Below are 14,576 nucleotides of genomic sequence, written 5' to 3' on the forward strand. Positions count from 1 at the left end.
CATCTCCACTCTCTGATGGTTACGATGAGCCTGAAATCCTCCGCTACGCAATCAACCTAGTCTGTTCCATGGGTGCTGATGGCGGACAACCTTAACATAAGTGTGGACCTGTTCCGTTGGGGAGGCTCATTGGGAGGCGCATTTTCCGATCTATACATCCGGTTCTCCTCGCAGTATGGACTGCGCTTCTACTATGACCCGTGTGTCGGAAGCTCTGAGGGTGACCGTATCACTCCGGAGAGCTGAGCCATGAACCCGACACTCGCAATCGCATTGAAGCGTAAAGGATACGACACGCTGACCCCTGTTCAGGAGGCCGTGTCCGCACCGGATTTGCAGGGACGAGACTTGTTAGTTTCGGCGCAGACCGGATCAGGAAAAACCATCGCGTTCGGCTTGGCCATCGCACCAACAATTTTGAGCGATGCGCAGGTTTTCGATGTGGCAGGCGCGCCTTTGGCGTTGGTTGTTGCGCCGACGCGAGAGTTGGCGCTGCAGGTCAAACGAGAACTGGGGTGGCTCTATGCGGATGCGGGGGCCTTCATTGCCTCATGCGTTGGCGGCATGGATATGCGCGACGAACGCCGGGCGCTGTCCCGAGGGGCACATATTGTGGTCGCGACACCAGGGCGGTTGCGGGATCATATCATGCGCGGCTCGATTAATTTGGCATCCGTACGCGCCGTCGTGTTGGATGAGGCTGACGAAATGCTCGACCTTGGATTCCGTGAAGATCTGGAATTCATCCTCGAACAAACGCAATCAGACCGCCAGACACTATTGTTCTCGGCAACGGTACCGCGCGCCATTGCCACCTTGGCTGCCCGGTACCAAAGGGATGCCGAGCGTGTAAGTACTGTCAGTGAGCGGACGCAACACGCCGATATCGAGTACCGTGCGATGAATGTGGCTCCACGTGACGGTGAAAATGCTATCATTAACGTGCTACGCTACTACGAGGCTCCTAACGCCATCGTTTTCTGCAACACGCGCGCCATGGTCAGCCGTCTGACAGCCCGACTGTCCAACCGCGGGTTTTCGGTTGTGGCTCTTTCCGGAGAACTGACCCAAGGTGAACGGTCAAACGCCTTGCAAGCCATGCGTGACGGACGGGCCCGCGTCTGTGTAGCGACCGATGTCGCGGCGCGCGGAATTGATCTGCCAAATCTGGATCTGGTGATCCATGCGGAACTGCCCAGCAGTCATGAAACGCTTTTGCACCGTTCAGGCCGAACTGGACGTGCAGGGCGCAAAGGTGTCAGCACACTGATCGTTGCACCGGCTTCTTACAAAAAAGCCCAAAGGCTGTTGAAATTCGCTAAACTCACGGCCGATTGGGGTGCGGCGCCCTCCGCTGAAGAGGTCAAAGCGCAAGACCAGCAACGGATTTTCGGATCGGAGGACTGGTGCTCTGAAATAACAAAGACTGAGCGGCAGTCAGTCAACGAACTGGTAGAAAGGTTCTCGCCAGAACAACTCGCTGCGGCATATGTCCGTCAATACAACAGGGCGCATTCCGCTCCGGAAGAACTAAACGACATTCAGGAAGCAGCGCCAAAGCAGAGCGCACCTTTTGGTCCGAGTGTTTGGTTTTCGCTGTCAGAAGGGCGCAACGAAAATGCGTCTCCGCGATATCTACTTCCTATGGTGTGCAAGGCGGGGAACATCACAAAATCCGATGTCGGTGCGATCCGTATCGTTGACGACGAGACCTATATCGAAATTCGCGAAAGCAGCGTCGCCGGTTTTTTGGAGGCGATTGGGCCGGAAATGAAGATCGAGGGTACAAAAGACATTGTGCAGTTGGATTCAGCCCCCGATTTGTCGAACTCAGCAAAGACAAGCTTTAACCGGGCTGCCAAAGGCAAGAAAGGTCTGGAAAAGACTGCACGCAAACCGAGCCGACTTGTCGAGCCGCAGCCTGCGAAAGCGCGGAAAAAGACAGTGTCCAAGCCCCCTGAAAAGGCCAAAGTTGAAGCCAAGCCCAAACGCGATGACGACAACCGCAGTGGTCTGAGTAAAAAACTTGACCGCCGCCCAAAAGGCCCGCCACCGCCAAAGGGTAAGCCCAACAGCAAGAAAAACCGTGCACGCGCTGCGGCAAATAAGGGCGGTAACGCTGTGCCAAGGCGTTCAAAATAAGTCGAAGCGTTTGCACAGGCCCTTTCCGGACATTGGCCATGCCAAAACTCCGCTGGGTTCCGCCCGTTAGACCAGACTTTCGCAGCGCCTGCGAGCCCGGGCGATAGACATAATCATACTCTGCGGACCATACTGCCGCTCCAATCGGCCATGCAAATTGATGGCAGACTCAGTTCGAGTTCTTGATAACCAGAGGATTATAATGTGGTGATGCCGGGAGTTTTTTTCGGCCAGCGCCCTGACGAATTCTTTTTTGGGATAGAACGGAAAACGGTTCGGTGCTGACAGCACCTGCTCTTTGGAGAAGTACCTTCAGTCGATCCGATGCATCGGACCTGTGGATATGTCGGACCGCACCAAAGCCAAGTGAGACAATGGAGGTACCGTTGGGTGCAATTGAGTTTCACCAGCGCTGCCGTCTATTTTTCCCAATCCTGCGGGTCAAAGCACATTGTTATCATCTCGTTGTGCTTGTAAGGACGTTGCACAGTCCGAAAGGGCCGCGCCGTGCGGGCGTGATGGAATGGTAGACATATCAGACTTAAAATCTGAAGGGCGTATGCCCGTGTGGGTTCGAGTCCCACCGCCCGCACCAGGCGCTTTCGAAAGCTGCATTCTGTCGCCCGGTTTGCGCGTCATCGGTATCGCAAATGCAGTGAAACGCAGCCTACGTGGTCATGGCGTCATATTCATGACCAGGACTAAACCGGATACCCCAATTCCCGGATCAGCCTCCAGATGTCCTGGTTCGCGGCTGAAAGCTGATTGACGACCGCTTCGATTTCGCGAAGCGCGTCATCATCTACCGTATCCGCGCGACCCAGTTTTATATCGGTCTTGCGGTCAGCAATCCGCATCAGGATCGTTTTCGGGTTTCCGCTCTCCTGATCGAACGAATAGATGCAGTGGTTATACTTGTTTCGGATGCCCGAAAGCTTGCTGAGCCGTTGCGTGCGTTCAAGGATCGGGTCGCGAACCTGCGCGGGCCTTCCCTCCATCTTGGCAAGCCGTTCAACCAGATCAATACGCGCGCGGGTTGTGTTCAGGGTCAGGAAGATAATGACGGCCACGTCTTTCGACGTTCCGGAAAGGCCAGCGATCAGGTGGATCAGCAGGCTTTCGGTGTTGGTCCACATATAGTTCAGCCTGCCAACCAGAAGGATCAGGCGATCGAACCGGGCTTCGAACGTGTCAGTCAAGGGCGGAGTGCTGCGCCTCGTGTGGCGCAACCTCGTAGTAGAAATGCGCGGCAGCGGTGCGGTTGCTGACGCCGATCTTACCAACCACATTGTGCATATGCAGTTTGACCGTGTGTTCCGTAATTCCCAGCTTGGCCGCGATCAACTTGTTGCTTTTGCCCTGCGAGACAAGTTGCAGGACCTGCTTCTCGCGACGCGTCAGCTTCAGGTACCGCGACTGCTGGTCGACACCATTTGGGACATTTGTCACTGGACGGGCTGGGATGTCCCGCGTGCGCTGGCCAGGAAAGGCGACGCAATCTGCAAGGAAGCTGGGTAAGTACAGTTCTTCATGCATCAGCAGCCTGAGGATGGCGCGCCAGGCATCGGGCGCCACATTCATGGGTAGAAACCCAATTTCGCCGAACTGCGCGCGATCCCAGGATTCAAACATATGCCGGGCCGATTCTTCTTTGCGATAGGCAAAGGCAAGACAGCCGGATCCCGTACTTTTGGTATAGGCCAGTGGGCGCGCCAACAGGTCTTCAAGCATCATCTGGTCAACAACAATAATCTTGCTGCAACCGGGTGTGTGGCCGTTCATCGCTTCGAGGGTTTCGAACCGCTGAGCGCGAACCCCGAATTCAGTTTGAACGCTTCTTAGGGTCTGATTGGAGTAGAATAATTCTTTTCCAATAAAGACAACCGAAAAATCTTCTGAATAAAGATCCTGATTGGCAGTTTCTTCTATCAATGACACACTCATCACATTCCCTCGCAAACAGGGTCAACCAAAAATCTCTTTTTTGAATTCTGGCGGTCTAAAATAGTTAACTAATCAAATAGGTAATTAACTTTTATTATACTCGAAAGCATGGTTTTCCACAACCGGGAGGAGTTCTTCCAGAGCCCGTGCCATAGAACTTTCGGTTAGGTTTCCGCTTGGGTTTTTGTGCAACCAGCGGAAACAATTGAATTATTTTGTTGCGATTTTTTGTAGGTGGGTCATGCGGGGCAGGTGAGCGCAAACTCAGGTGTATTCTAAAAGTAAGTAATAAAAACAACGTTGTAACCACCTCAAAACTTTCGACTAGCTAGGCGTGGGCGTGCGTCGCTGCGAACATGGCTGGGCTTCAATTGTCGAAGCGCCTGTCCCTGTCGCGCCGGTCATTGCGTATTTCAGCAGCCTTCATGAACCGCCGCGCTTTCGGCTTAGCCGGGAAAGGAGGTGGCCATTTAGAAACTTCCACAGACCGCTTTCAGCGCGTTCATGCGCTGCGCGGGTATTTTTGTTTCAATCTCGCCTGATGCCGCTTTTTAGATGAATGGCGGTCTGGCGTTCCAGAAATAGGAATTTGTCATGAGACGTAATGTGAATAATACAAACGTAACGACCGTCGACGAAATTAATGTCGAGAATCTGGAAGCTCCGGTAAATGTTGAAATCCCGATTGATGAGGCGTTTGTCGAAGCTGATCTGACTGCACAACAGCAGCAGCAGGACCAGACTGTCGAAAACTCCAACGATCAGGGCCAGGACCAAAATCAAGGCCAGGATCAGGGTCAGGAACAAGGCCAGGACCAAGGCCAAGATCAGGGCCAGGATCAGGATCAAGGTCAGGATCAGGACCAGACGCTCAATGCCGGAGATAACACCAACGACAATTCAAACAGCAACGCGATCAATATCGACTTTGGTGGCGGAGAGTGGATTCCGCGCGATGATGATCAGGTTGATCTGGACTTCGGAGATAACGCGTCGGTTGGCGACGTAATCACCGCAGGCCGTGATCTGAACTATGATCCCGGCGATGACATGAATGTCGATATCTCAATGGATGGTGCCGGAACCGCAATGGCGTCCGTCAACAGTCAGGTCGCCAGTCTGAGCGATGACGACACGCTGGAATCGGCGTCAGTTTCGAACAATTCCGGTTTCTATCAGAATGGTAGCGCCTATGGCGGCACCGCCAACGCTGAAGAAGGTATCGGCGTCAAGTCCAACGGTGGAGATTCGGGCGACGGTGGTACCAGCTATGGTGGTTCGGCAGACTCGACCACGCTGGGCAGCCATGCGTTTGGTGCCGGTGGCGATACCGGCAGCGCAGACGCGGATTCGAGTGGCGGTGCCGGCGGTGATACCGGTGACGCAAATAACGCCAGCATTGGTGTCGGTCTGTCCGGCGCAGGGGCTGACGGTGACAGCACCGGCGGCGACGGCGGCGACGCTGACAGTTCGTCTTCTGCTGACAACGACGGCAGCACAAGCGTTGACGGTGACGGAACCGGCGGTAACGGCGGAAGCGCAGATTCGTTTGGTCTGGGACTGGGCCTTGGTCTGTCTGGCTCGAATGCCTCGGGTAGCGCCGATGGCGGCGACAGCGATTCCGACTCGAGCGGCACGGGCTTTGGTCTGGCCGGCAATGACGTAGACGCCGAAGGTTCCGACGGTGGTGACGGCAGCGCGTCGACAGACGGTTCGTCGTCGAATTCCAGTGACAGCACAACCGAAGCCAATGATGCGACTGCCGGCAGCAACGCAGCAGAGGGCAGCGCTGACAGTGGTGCGGACAGCTCGGCTGATGGAACTGGCGGACCTGGTACCGGCGGTGAAGGCTCTGGCGGCGAAGGGACCGGTGGTGAAGGATCCGGTGGCGACGGCACAGGCGGTGACGGTACCGGCGGTGACGGCGAAGGCGGATTTGCCGCTATGGTCGAAGCTGCAATCATGGCCCTGCAGGAAGAGCTAGGCATGGTTGATGCCGAAGCGGGCGAAGGCGGTGACGGAACCGGCGGTGACGGAACCGGTGGCGATGGTTCGGGCGGCGATGGCTCTGGTGGCGATGGCTCAGGCGGTGACGGTTCGGGCGGCGATGGTTCCGGTGGAACCGCCGACGCGGATGCGGATGCGCAGGGTGTTGGCGACCAGTCCGCAAGCGGCCCCGACATCAACCAAAGCCCAGGTGACGTGAACGGTGCATCCAGCAATTCGCAGAACACGGATGGCAGCGGTGGTGATGGCGGATCAAATTCGGCCAACGGCACAGCGGACGCAGCGGGTTCTGGTACGTCTGCAGCAGACGGTGACGGCGGAGCAGGCGGCACGACGACGCCCACATCCACGTCTTCGGGCAACGGTGCCGGGTCCGCCGATGCGGCCAATACCGCCGGTGATGGCGGAGCGGCGGATGTATTCGGTGATGCCGATACAAACGGAGCCGCCGACAGCCTGGCTGAAGCAATCGCCGGATACGGTGGTTCGGGCATGTCCGATAACGATGCCACATCGACCGGTTCGGGCGATGCGACCGGTGCGGCCAGTTCAGGTGCGAGTGGTGCCGGTGGCGCGTCCGCCGCAAATGGCGGAGCCAGCGGATACTCGACCGGTACAGCCATGTCCGGCGACACCATGGGTGGAACCATCACGGGCGGCAGCGCGGCTGGTGCCTATTCGGGTGACGGGGGTGCAGGCGGCAACGCTGGCAACTGGGGCTCGAACAACGGTGGTGATGGTATCGTGACCGGCGAGTCCTATGCCTCGGCAGCGGCTGTTGTCGACACCTCGGCCTTTAACCAGTCGATCGTCATGGGCGCCAACGTGCTTGGCAACTCGGTCGACACGACCATGGTCGGTGGTTCGATGACCTCGTCCTACGCAAGCGACGACAACGACGCATAAGTCATAAGGCGAGGCCCGCATTATCGGGCCTCGCTGTTTTCGAAAATGCCGGGGCCGCGAGCAGTGGCCCCGGCCCAACTGAACCCAAAGCGGAAATTCTGGCCGGTGCGGGTGAAAAAGGATGACCGATATGGCCCTTGACGCAATTTCGGAAACAATAGCGCATTTTGTTGGAGCATTTGAACTTACGATCGAACAAGCCCGGCTGCGGGACCAGTATGACGAATTCACCGCCCTGAGGCGAAAAGCCGAAATTGACGGGCTGGACGATCCTGCTGCGATCCACATCAGGGCCGACCTTGATATCCCGGTGGGCGAGTACAAACTCCTCCCATACAATTTTGCCCCACCTCAACCTAACCTGCCGCTACCAGACGCGCCGAAGGGGCCTGTGCATGAATCGGTGATTATCCTTGGTGGAGATGGGCCGGTTTCCGAGCGTTTTGTCCCAGACGACACGATTGGACCATCATCCGTTCCCACACTCGTCATTCTGCAGCCGGACAACGTGCCGTTGGGGTCTGCGGTAAGTTACACCATGCAAAAGGTTTTCCTGCGTGACAACGATACGGTGGGCGAGGGTGAATTTCGCGACACGGACGCGCTGATCGCGAAAGGTGAGCAGATGCTGGACATGGCGTTGTCCCTTCATGCCGTGGCAAGCCCGTCATTTTCACTCGCGGACTACCAGTCAATCGAGATGGTCGAGGCACTGGCCGAACAGATGCTGAATCCGATGAACGGGGATGTGGATGGCGTCACCGTGTATCAGTTCCATGGCGATGATGCCTTGGGCGTGATCGTCAATGGCGAGCACATGGCCGAAGCACCTGAATGGACCGACCTGCTGCCCGCTTTCCATCAGCCGGATGAAGCGACTGGCGATGAAGCGGACACGCCGTGGCCCGCCGAATGGGATCAGTCCAAGGATTCCGATTTTGACGACGGGCATCTGGTGGTGACCGGTGGTAATCTGTCGATCAATGCAGTGTCTGCGACTATTGGTTGGGTGGATGCTCCGTACATTGTTGTAGGCGGGCAGGCCATCAATCTGACGGTCATCAGTCAGGTCGCGCTTGTTTCCGACTGGGACGTAGGTGCCATGAATGCCGGAAGCGGTACCAACCTGGTTCAGTCTTCGGTGATCGAAGTCGAAGGCAAAGAGGCCGCCTGGCTGGACGATGTCGACGGGACAAGCGGCCAGCCCGCTTATGTTGTTGTGGACTGGGTTCACGGCGATCTGGTGGTCGCGAATTTCATCAACCAGAGTATAGATGCCACCGATATCGATCACATTCAGACCGAAATTTCAGCCACATCCACGCTTTACGTGCTGGGCGACAACGAAATGTACAATGTCGCCGATATCGTGCAGTTGGGCAGCTATTACGATCTGATCATGATCGGCGGAAACATGATTTCAGTCGATGTGCTGGTTCAATCCATGGCCCTTATGGATGACGACATCATCAGCGGCGGAGTGCCCGCGTCGGTGATGGACGGTGATGAAAACCTGCTCATGAACGACGCGTCGGTCAAAACGATCGGCAAGGACATTCACCAGGATATGCAACAGAATATGGCGGACGCGCTTGCCATACCGGAAATGGACATGGACGCGTTGGAAGACGCGCTTCTGAATGATCCGATGTTCGCCGGGATGGAGCAGTTGCGCGTCCTTAAGATCGACGGCGATCTTATACAGGTGAACATCGTCAATCAGGCCACGATGATGCTGGATCAGGATGATATTGACCTGTCCGGCCCGAATGCTGCCGGGGCCGATGTAGTCGCGGGCAGCAACGCCATGCTGAACACCGCGCATCTGACCAAGATGGGTGTGGACTCGACGGTCATGGCAGCTGACGGGTCGTATTCCGATCTGCTGCTGCATCAGGCCAGCCTGATCGACATGCCGGACAACGACGAGATTACCGCGATGACCAATGAGGCAATTGCAGCCATCATGGGTGACATGACCGTCGCGCAACCGGATGCGGCCCTGGCACTGAATACCCCAGCTCTTGATGCAACAACACCTGACGACGGCCTGCAAACCATGCTGGCCTGATCCCCCAAGATTTTTACCGAGTGACCAGAAGGTTTCTACATGTCGTTTGTTTTTTCGTCGCGCCGCCACCCTTTATCCAGCCCGCTGGACAGGCAAGGCGGGTTGGGTCTGAAGCGTCAGGATCCCGAACCTGGGACAGATCCTGCAAAACGGGCCACAGGTGCCACCACCCGACTGCATCTGACGCAGGAGTTCCGAGTGCCTGAACCAGATCAAAACCGGCCGGTTGAAAACGATGCGTTGAAACCGGCCAAAGACCAGAAACACTCATGTGAACAACCGCGCGCTGAACCTCCCCATCGGCGTGCGCCGCCGCAGCCCGTGCAAGACAAGGACATTGCGGGCGGTGGTGACGGGGTGGCTGATGCTGACGGCCCGGATCACGCAACCGCGGACGAAACGACAGCGCGCAAGACCCCCTCTGCGCGCACGTCCGGCGCGGATCACATGGGCGCGACGATCGAGGCCAAGGCAAACCAGCCACTGTTGCGGACAAATTCCGGCGGCGGTGACGGGAACGGGCCACCCCAAACCTTTCACAAGCGCACCCCGCCCGAGGATTTCCAGCGCACATTGCGGGATTCGATCCGGGCGATCCGGCGTAACCTGGCATTTGTTCTGGTGCTGACCTGCGCGACCAATATTCTGATCCTGTCGATCCCGATCTACCTGTTTCAGATCAGTGACAGAGTTCTGACCAGCCGGTCCTTGGATACGCTGATCATGTTGACCGCGATCGTCGCCGGGGCTGTGATTTTTCAGTCTGCATTTGATGCGGTGCGGCGGTTTACGCTGATGCGAACCGGTGTCGAGGTTGCCGTTCGTTTAGGTGCACCGGTGCTTAGTGCGGCTGCGCACGCGTCGTTGCACGGAAACGGGCGCGAATATCAGACTCTTGGCGATTTGCAGCAACTGCGCGGTTTTCTGGTTTCGGGCACTTTGATTTCGTTTCTGGACGTGCCATTCGCCCCTCTGTTCATTCTGATGATCTTTCTCGTGCACCCGCAACTGGGCATGATTGTCGTGGTGACGGCGCTGATCCTAATGACGATTGCGCTGATCAACCAGAAAATGACAGCCAAACCCTTTGCCGAGGCGAACAAAGCGCAGTCCATGGCGAACCTGCATCTGGATTCCATGTCGCGCAACAGCCAGATCATCAACGCCTTGGCCATGATCCCCGAGGCGGTGCGGATCTGGGGGCGGGACACGGCCCAATCCCTGACCTGGCAGGTGCGCGCGCAGGACCGTAACGTGATCTTCGCGGCGATCTCGCGCGCTGTTCGTCTGCTGACACAGATTGGCATTTTGGGATGGGGCGCATTTCTGGCACTGCAGGGAGAGATTACCGGCGGCATGGTGATCGCGGCCTCGATCATTGCCGGGCGCGCCTTTGCGCCCATCGAAGGTTCGATTGAAGGGTGGAACAGCTACCTGCTGACGCGCGCGGCCTATGGGCGGATCAAGGCGCTGCTGTCCACCTCGGCCCTGCAACACGAGAAGTTGCGCCTGCCGCGACCTGAAGGGCGGTTGGATGTTGAGCGGTTGCTCTATATCCCCGGTGGAACCAAACGTGTGGTTCTGAACGGGATTACCTTCTCACTCACCCCCGGTGAAACACTGGCCATTATCGGCAATTCAGGTGCGGGCAAAACCACCTTGGGCAAAACCCTTGTCGGGTCCGTTCTGCCCACGTCGGGAAGTGTGCGGCTGGACCTGATGGATATCCGCAACTGGGACCCGCGCCAGTTTGGCGAAAGCATCGGTTATCTGCCGCAGGATGTGCAGCTGTTCCCCGGAACCATCAAGGACAATATCGGCCGGATGCGTGCCGATGCCACGGACGAACAGATCCATGACGCCGCTGTTCTGGCCGATGTACACAACATGATCGCAACCTTGCCGCAGGGATATGAGACTGTGGTGGCCTCCGATGGATCGCCTTTATCGGGCGGACAGAAACAACGCATTGCGCTGGCGCGGGCGTTTTTTGGGAACCCACGAATGGTTGTGCTGGACGAGCCGAACTCGAACCTTGACGTTGCCGGGGACAAAGCCTTGGCGCGTGCCATTGAACAGGCGCGCGAAAGCAAGATTACCGTGGTCGTCATCACGCAGAAACCGACCCTGCTGAATGTGGTCGACAAGATCATGTTGCTGACCGATGGGCGCGTCGCATTGTTCGGTCAGCGCGAGCAGGTTCTTCAGCAGATCAACGGGCCGCGCAAACGGACCGGAATTGAAGGGCAACAGGGAGGCTGACCATGAATGACCTCGTACCCGTAAGGCACTCTGCCGGTGAACCTGACGTCTGGTATGCGGAAGTTCCGCGCTCGATCAACCGCTTCATTGTCATCGGTATAATCATGCTGGTCGTCTGTTTTGGCGGTTTCGGAGTGTGGTCCTTCAGCGCCCCGCTGGCGGCGGCGGTCATCGCGCAGGGCAGCTTTGTCGCCACCGGACGCAACAAGATTGTCCAGCACCTTGAAGGCGGGATCATCGAAGACATCAAGGTCACCGAAGGGCAATCGGTTCAGGCAGGTCAGGTGCTGATGACGCTGGATCAGACCTCGGCGCAGGCCAATGAGCGCGAGCTGTTCATCCGCAAATTGCGCTTGCAGGCGATGACCGAGCGATTGCTGGCGGAATATGGGGAACGGGATCGTCTGGTCTTTACGCCAGATCTGGTCGAGGCCTCCAAAGACGTGGAAGTCATGGCCATTCTCGACGGTCAAATGCTGAGCTTTGATGTGTCGCGCAAGACCTTGCTGAATGATGTGGCACTTTTGGAACGCAATATGGAGGCTTTGAAGATCCGGGCAAGTGGCTTTGAGGCCCAATTGGACAGCATGGTCACACGTGCCGAGATCTTGCAGGAAGAGTACGAGTCCAAAAACCAGCTTTTCCAGAAAGGGCTGGTTCGAAAGGGCGAATTGAACACGATCCGGCGTGTGCAGGCCGAAGCCGAGGGGCAGCAGGCCCGGTTGCAGGCCGAGGCCGCTGAAATCAATCAGATGCTTCTGAAATACCAGGAACAGATTACGCGCACCCGATCCGCCTATCGCGAGGCTGCACTGGATGAATTGGGCGTGGTCGAGGCAGATCTGGAAAGCGTGCGCGAAAAATCCCGTCAGGCCCGTAATGTCCTGGACCGGGCCGTGGTACGGGCTCCTGTGACCGGGACAGTGGTTCGCCTGCATTATCATACTCCGGGTGGTGTGATCGAAACGGGCGAACCCATTGCCGAAATCCTGCCTGCCGATGCGCCGTTGATTATTGAGGCGCAAATCCCACGCACCGAGATTGATAGTGTGGTAACCGGGCAGACCGCCTCGGTGCGACTGATCGCGCTCAATCAGCGCACAACGCCGGTTTTGTACGGAGAAGTCTTTTATGTCTCTGCCGACGCGCTGCTTGAAGAGGCGGCAGGCGTTCCAAAAGAGGTATATCTGGCGCGTATCTCACTTACCCCAGACGAGCTGCACCGGGTCAGCGGCTTTGTTCCGACCCCCGGCATGCCTGCGGAAATTATGATCCAAACCGAGGAACGAACTTTTGCGGCCTATATCGCCAAACCTGTGTCGGACAGCATGTCGCGCGCGTTTCGCGAGCAATAACCTAGGTGCCTAAGGCCGTTGGTTCATCTACCTCAAGTCGCGTTCTGATCCTTTTGGGAAAAGCGTGAAAGTGAGGGTGTGTACCTTTGACGGCGCAAGACTTGGGATTTCACAAGCTCCACATCCTTGGCGGGTTGGCGGATCGGCTCAACGGTGGTTGCGAAATCACAGGTTCATGAAGCGCCAGATTTCCGCATCTGATGCAAATCAATGCAAAACACATTCGAATCGAGACATGTTTGGCCGGAAGTCATCATAAGGAACACCCGACCATGTTTCGCCTTGCCGCCATGCTGTATTCACTGATCGCCACTGCCATTTCAGGTTCTGCCGTAATCGCTGTGCTGTCTGCGGGATTGGTTTCCGTCAGCGCAATTGTCGGCGCAGCAGTTGCCGGGGCGGTGATCGCTGCTCCGGCATCGTGGATGGTGGCCCGGCGCTTGTACCGGGGCACCTGATCAGGCGTTCAGGAACGTCCGAACCGCTGCTTCGAATTCACGTGGTTTTTCGGCGTGCAGCCAATGCCCGGCTCCGGGTATTTTGGCAAAACGCGCGCCGGAAAACAGCGAGCGGATTTCAGGGCGGTGTTCCGGCAGGACATAATCCGATGCCGCGCCCGACAGGAACAGGGCGGAGCCATTCCATGTGGCGTCCAATTTGGGGAAGCCCATGATCTTTGGCATCTCGGCTGCAAGAACATCCAGATTAAGCAACCACCGTTTTCCCTTGATATCCAGCGATTGGGTGAAAAAGCTTTGCAACGCTTTCTCAACGCCTTGATCGGCCAGCTGCATTTCCGCATCCGACCGGCGGGTGATGCGCGAAAAATCAACAGCCCGCATGGCCTCGATGAACTGGATTTGGCTGTGCGCGTATTGAACCGGCGCGATGTCGGCGACCACCAGCTTGTTCACCAACCCATTGTGCCGCAGGGCCAGGGTCATGGCAGCCTTTCCGCCCATGGAATGCCCAAGAACATCCGCCACGCCGCCGATCTGTTCTATGACTTCGGCGATATCCTGTGCCAGATGGGGATAATCGTGGCTCGGGTCCCACATGCTGTAAGCATGGTTGCGCATGTCCACCGCCACAACCTGCCGTTCGTCTGAAAGCCTTTTGGCAATGACGCCCCAATTCCGAGCAGATCCGTAAAGGCCGTGTGCTATTACCAGCGGTGGGCGGGCGGTCGGTTCGCCATGTACAATCGTGTTCAGCATAGCTTGCGTGATACAAGCGCCTACAGCGGATCACCAGCCCCATTGTAGGTCTTTGTGGTGCAGGCTAGATTGCGGCGGCAGGAGAGAGCCAATGCCTCAGGACCCAGACATTCAGACCCGGATCGCCGAGACGGTGGCCTTGCTGCGTGCCAAGCTTGGCGTGCGCGACAAGACGCTAGAGGCATCCATTCGCAAGGCAAAACGACGCCTGCCGCGCCGGGTGTACCGGCAGGCCATGGTGCTTGCCCGGTCCGAGGCGATGGCGTCGCACCCGAAGATGCGGTTGATTCTGGATACTCCCAAGCTCGTCAGGGCGTCGGACGTAGTGCAGGATCATCTGGGAAGCATCAATCTTGCGGATCGCAGGTGGGGCTGGTTCCTTGGATTGCTGGGGGGGCTGGCTTTCAATCTGTTGGCTCTGACAGCGCTGTTGCTTGTTTTTCTGTGGTGGCGCGATTTGATTTGACTTTCAGACGGCTGCCAAGCTGACGCGTGGCCAGATCCCCCTCTATCGAAGCGACTGCTCAAACAACAAAAAAAACGGCGCCTCAAGAGCGCCGTTTTCTTTTCTTTTTCAACGTTTACAGGTTCGGGTATATGGGGAAGCGGTTGCAGAGGTCTGCGACCTGGGCGCGGACGCGGGCTTCGACTTCGGCGTTGCCGTCTTCGCCG

Annotated in this window: 10 protein-coding genes and 1 tRNA gene; 8 read left to right on the forward strand and 3 right to left on the reverse strand. The window is 57.2% G+C overall.

The window, feature by feature from the left end; all coding sequences use genetic code 11:
* Nucleotides 1–249: 249 nt before the first annotated feature.
* Entirely contained in the window at nt 250–2,142 is a 1,893-nt protein-coding gene (locus ACR0AD_RS20520; protein ID WP_480489409.1) for a DEAD/DEAH box helicase, read from the forward strand.
* 509 nt (nt 2,143–2,651) lie between these two features.
* Nucleotides 2,652–2,737 (forward strand) — tRNA-Leu (locus tag ACR0AD_RS20525).
* Nucleotides 2,738–2,843: 106 nt separating this feature from the next.
* Here the strand turns inward: ACR0AD_RS20525 and ACR0AD_RS20530 are convergent.
* Together ACR0AD_RS20530 and ACR0AD_RS20535 are read right to left on the reverse strand one after the other, a co-directional pair.
* On the reverse strand, nt 2,844–3,341 hold the full coding sequence (locus ACR0AD_RS20530; protein WP_245220737.1) for a hypothetical protein: 498 nt from the start codon (nt 3,339–3,341) through the stop codon (nt 2,844–2,846).
* Nucleotides 3,334–4,086, reverse strand: coding sequence for a helix-turn-helix transcriptional regulator (locus tag ACR0AD_RS20535; RefSeq protein ID WP_480489411.1), 753 nt, complete (start codon nt 4,084–4,086; stop codon nt 3,334–3,336). Before ACR0AD_RS20535 ends, ACR0AD_RS20530 begins: the two co-directional genes overlap by 8 nt.
* Before the next feature lie 606 nt (nt 4,087–4,692).
* Here ACR0AD_RS20535 and ACR0AD_RS20540 point away from each other — a divergent pair.
* The 5 genes from ACR0AD_RS20540 to ACR0AD_RS20560 all read left to right on the forward strand — a co-directional run bounded on the left by ACR0AD_RS20540 (nt 4,693) and on the right by ACR0AD_RS20560 (nt 13,145).
* Complete coding sequence (locus tag ACR0AD_RS20540) at nt 4,693–6,999, forward strand: hypothetical protein (RefSeq protein WP_480489413.1); 2,307 nt, start codon at nt 4,693–4,695, stop codon at nt 6,997–6,999.
* A gap of 130 nt (nt 7,000–7,129) precedes the next feature.
* The gene (locus tag ACR0AD_RS20545; RefSeq protein ID WP_480489415.1) at nt 7,130–9,070 is read left to right on the forward strand and encodes a type I secretion protein; all 1,941 of its coding nucleotides are present in this window, start codon (nt 7,130–7,132) and stop codon (nt 9,068–9,070) included.
* 39 nt (nt 9,071–9,109) lie between these two features.
* The gene (locus ACR0AD_RS20550) at nt 9,110–11,332 is read left to right on the forward strand and encodes a type I secretion system permease/ATPase (RefSeq protein ID WP_480489416.1); all 2,223 of its coding nucleotides are present in this window, start codon (nt 9,110–9,112) and stop codon (nt 11,330–11,332) included.
* 2 nt (nt 11,333–11,334) lie between these two features.
* Complete coding sequence (locus ACR0AD_RS20555) at nt 11,335–12,687, forward strand: HlyD family type I secretion periplasmic adaptor subunit (protein ID WP_480484913.1); 1,353 nt, start codon at nt 11,335–11,337, stop codon at nt 12,685–12,687.
* Between the two features lie 272 nt (nt 12,688–12,959).
* Nucleotides 12,960–13,145: a hypothetical protein gene (locus ACR0AD_RS20560; protein ID WP_267368020.1), complete on the forward strand. Its 186-nt coding sequence runs from the start codon at nt 12,960–12,962 to the stop codon at nt 13,143–13,145.
* Here the strand turns inward: ACR0AD_RS20560 and ACR0AD_RS20565 are convergent, their stop codons facing one another.
* Nucleotides 13,146–13,904, reverse strand: a complete 759-nt coding sequence (locus ACR0AD_RS20565) for an alpha/beta fold hydrolase (protein ID WP_480489417.1) — start codon at nt 13,902–13,904, stop codon at nt 13,146–13,148.
* A 91-nt stretch (nt 13,905–13,995) separates the two neighbouring features.
* Between ACR0AD_RS20565 and ACR0AD_RS20570 the strand changes: the two genes are divergently transcribed.
* Entirely contained in the window at nt 13,996–14,370 is a 375-nt protein-coding gene (locus tag ACR0AD_RS20570) for a hypothetical protein (protein WP_209507997.1), read from the forward strand.
* The last annotated feature ends 206 nt before the right edge of the window (nt 14,371–14,576 follow it).

The organism is Ruegeria sp. BH8 (assembly GCF_056538065.1).